The sequence below is a fragment of the Vibrio sp. Y176 genome (genome assembly GCF_033438945.1).
Window position 1 is genome coordinate 1 of record NZ_JAWOQS010000885.1, and the last position, 577, is coordinate 577.

The following is a 577-nucleotide window of genomic DNA, read 5'->3' on the forward strand; positions in this document are numbered from 1 at the left end:
GCTTAACAGCAACCTGAACTCTTTTGATATCAACACTGATGTTGAAAATCAGGTGGTTACGCTGACAGGTTCGGTCAATAACGATTTGGAAAAGTCACTGGCAGAAGAGTTGGTTTCAGGCCTTGATGGTGTGAAAAAAGTAAATAACGAGCTAACGGTAGTGAGTGAGAATAAACAAGATTCCGATTCTGATGCATTTGCTGCATTAACGGATTCAAAAATTACTACTATTGTGAAAACTCGTTTACTGATGGATACCAGCGTTAGTGGTACAGACATTGATGTCACTACAGAAAATAAAACCGTAACCTTAACCGGTAAAGTGAACTCAGATGCCGAGCATGATCTGGCATTATCGATTGCAAATAATACCAACGATGTAAATAAGGTTGTCGATAAAATTGAAGTTGTTCAGTAATAACTAATATTGAGCTTTCACTTTAAAAAATAAGGAGACAACACCATGGTTCGTTGGTTGTTTATTTTCCTTGCTTTGGCTCTCGTTTCAGCGGTGCTCGGATTTAGTGGTATTGCCGGTGCCGCCGCAGCTGTCGCGCAAGTGATATTTTATCTGTTC

2 protein-coding genes are annotated in these 577 nt (G+C 39.7%); both read left to right on the forward strand.

Going from position 1 to position 577, the window contains the following annotated elements:
• Window positions 1–418: BON domain-containing protein (locus R7O13_RS29220; RefSeq protein ID WP_318305502.1), on the forward strand; the 418-nt coding region annotated here is incomplete at its 5' end.
• Window positions 419–463: 45 nt separating this feature from the next.
• Window positions 464–577: DUF1328 family protein (locus R7O13_RS29225; RefSeq protein ID WP_318305503.1), on the forward strand; the 114-nt coding region annotated here is incomplete at its 3' end.